The sequence below is a fragment of the Methanospirillum sp. genome (assembly GCF_035560735.1).
GTDB lineage: Archaea > Halobacteriota > Methanomicrobia > Methanomicrobiales > Methanospirillaceae > Methanospirillum.
On the sequence record NZ_DATMYY010000251.1, the window covers coordinates 1 to 2,593 of the forward strand.

Annotated in this window: 4 protein-coding genes; 1 reads left to right on the forward strand and 3 read right to left on the reverse strand. The window is 48.2% G+C overall.

Annotation, left to right across the window (positions count from 1 at the left end; genetic code table 11):
* Positions 1-717: DUF166 family protein (locus VN429_RS07120; protein WP_325631426.1), on the forward strand; the 717-nt coding region annotated here is incomplete at its 5' end.
* A 311-nt stretch (positions 718-1,028) separates the two neighbouring features.
* Here the strand turns inward: VN429_RS07120 and VN429_RS07125 are convergent.
* The 3 genes from VN429_RS07125 to VN429_RS07135 are packed head-to-tail and all read right to left on the reverse strand — an operon-like array spanning position 1,029 to position 2,355.
* Positions 1,029-1,271, reverse strand: a complete 243-nt coding sequence (locus tag VN429_RS07125) for a hypothetical protein (protein WP_325631430.1) — start codon at positions 1,269-1,271, stop codon at positions 1,029-1,031.
* Positions 1,268-1,816: a hypothetical protein gene (locus tag VN429_RS07130; protein WP_325631434.1), complete on the reverse strand. Its 549-nt coding sequence runs from the start codon at positions 1,814-1,816 to the stop codon at positions 1,268-1,270. Before VN429_RS07130 ends, VN429_RS07125 begins: the two co-directional genes overlap by 4 nt.
* 29 nt (positions 1,817-1,845) lie before the next feature.
* Positions 1,846-2,355, reverse strand: a complete 510-nt coding sequence (locus VN429_RS07135; protein ID WP_325631436.1) for a hypothetical protein — start codon at positions 2,353-2,355, stop codon at positions 1,846-1,848.
* Positions 2,356-2,593 lie beyond the last annotated feature (238 nt).

Consider the following 2,593-nt stretch of genomic DNA (forward strand, 5'->3'; position numbering starts at 1 on the left):
CATGTACACCTTTATACCGTGAAGATCGGGATTGTGAGTGACGGGCAGTATGGGGAACGGGCGTATGAGCAGATACGCAGGCGATTCTCCACCGAATGGATCCTGCTCTCGTTTCCCTCATCGCTGGTTGTTGATGATATCGATCTCACAATCCCTCCCTGTGATCTATATATCTCCTATCTTCGACATCCCGATATTGCGATGGAACTGATCAAAACCGGTGTCCCGGTCCTGCTCGGGGTGAACTTAGGTCCTGGATTCATCGCCCAAGCAAAGGAGTATAACCCTGCTGTAATCGGACCTGAAACGATGTGTTCCCTTTTGCCAAACACGGAGTTCTGGCAGATCAACGAGTATGCAAAGGTGTTTGGCAGGCCTGTATTTCATGTCCTTCTGGACGGAGAGCAGATTATCTGGTGCCAGCCGATCCGCCGGTCGCCATGTGGATCAACAGATGCTGCAGCACGTGAACTGAACAGGCAGATATTTGATCATGAGACGATGAACCGGTTTGCCCTTTCCATCTGTCATACCTGCCGGGCTCCCAGATTTGGGAAGACTTGTGATAAGGAGAAGGCAGGGATTATTCATCTGGAAGAACTCGTCTCTTCGTTGAAAGGGATAAATCCGGGGCTATGGGAGAAGAGTACCCAGGCTTTGAAGAAGGTAACATGTACGGTAGTTTCTGCCTGCGAAGATGAGGCCAAAAAAAGCTAGTTTTCAAAAGTTATCTCAATATCATCAACCGTAACGGTTTTTCTTCCAGCATAGGTTGCCAGCTTATTAGTTTCTTTTACCAGTTTTCCGATGTACAGCACGACTCTTTAGTTATGTTTATCCTGCTGGGAATGCCAGGGTGATTGAATCACTCATCCATCAGAAACGCCGCGAGTGTTGCCGAGACTCAACACTCATACGAAGAATAACGGGAATGACCCCGTCATTCTTCTCAACCTTCCCAGAAAGGCCGGAGTATCCCACCGGCACAATACTATTTGATCTCATAAAGTAATACGCCAATGACGAGATCAGAACCGTATCCACTTCACAATCCCGGACAACCGACTCATATGATCCATGACCTCCCCGGCAAGGACCATTGGATCAACAGCGATCTCCCCATCTTCATCCCTGATCAGCGTAATCACTGTACCTGCAAACTCCGCAGACTCTTCTGCAAGCAAACGATACTGCCGGTAGAGATGGTATGCTGCAACTCCGTTCATCACCGCAATTCCAAATGATACACCGGCAGCCAGTTCAGCGATCATACTCTCCCCCCGTACCTGAAAAGATCCTGAACCGACATGTTACCTGAAACAAACCCTCTGCTTTCCATTGACCTGTTTCCGGTTCCCTGAAACCCGAACGCCAGCAGTCCTGAACCATTCACCCGGGTTTCTCCAGAGAGACCTGAACCAATGGCCCGTGAGGAATCATACTCACCTTCCCTCAAGATCCCAGACACATACACTGATGCATCGCCGAGAGATCGCTCCACACCTGCATCAAGAAACATACAGTGATCCCTAATCTCTGATCCCTTCACTATCGCTGATGCGAAATCTGACACAAGAACCGGGCCTGATCCAGATACCACCATATCATTTCCGGTTTCATCTCCCGAAACCGTCCGAATCAGCCGGGATGCATCAACAGTCATAGCATGTTGTGCAAATGACCCGTTTGCATCAGAACCCGAAGTGGAAAGATGTGCAGAACCATCGGTACTGATGGTGGTAGCAATAAAATCAGCACCGGTCAAGGCTGCACACAGCAGACAAAACAACCCTGCAACAAGATATCCTTTCTTCATACTCCCCCCGGATATGAAAAAAGAGAAGATCATGCCAGGATGGCAACCGTATCAGCCCAGGTCTCAAGACCGGTTCTGATAGAATCTGCTTCATAACTGGATACAGTCACGCTGTCACGCTTGAAGGTCACCGAATACAGTTCACCGTTGCTTGCATGAGCCTTGATTGTGCAACTGAATGAGTCCTCTGACGAATCACGCGAAGCAGTCACACCGGCCCCCATACCGGTAGTGATTGCTGCTGAACCTGTGATTTGGGTAACAGCAGTGTTAACCGCTGCCATCGTCGGCCCTCTTACCGGAATACTTCCAACAGTCTTAGCCTCAGAGTTCTCATACACGATAGTCGCAGAATACGCCTCCTTGGACTTTTCAACAGCAGGTTTTGCTGCTCCGGCAGACTCGTAGGCTGTACATCCCCATGGATTATTTTCCAGAATATCCTGGACAAGTGCGTTGAATGTGGCATAATCAGCAATCGGTGCTGCAAGTTTCCGCATTGCTGATTTTACCACACTTTTCTGTGTAAAATCTCCCATCTTTTCCCCCATGTCGCCTGATTTGCGACACTATCTCATATGTGGTATGGTTATAATAGGTTCAGTGAGGGGAGTGAATCAGAGCGTAATTTTTGCTCTATATCGTGAAAGTCGTGCAAACAGGCACACCCAATCTGATCAAAGCAACTATTGTGTGATTCAGTTTTGATCCAGAGTGAAATGATATACCACCGGGAAAAAATGTCGTCCTGAAATTCGGGGATGAAATGATCTATAT

What these genes read in the sequence shown, in the direction of transcription:
- VN429_RS07125 (WP_325631430.1), bottom strand. Translation starts at nt 1,271, where the DNA reads ATGATCGCTGAACTGGCTGCCGGTGTATCATTTGGAATTGCGGTGATG.
- VN429_RS07130 (WP_325631434.1), bottom strand. Translation starts at nt 1,816, where the DNA reads ATGAAGAAAGGATATCTTGTTGCAGGGTTGTTTTGTCTGCTGTGTGCA.
- VN429_RS07135 (WP_325631436.1), bottom strand. Translation starts at nt 2,355, where the DNA reads ATGGGAGATTTTACACAGAAAAGTGTGGTAAAATCAGCAATGCGGAAA.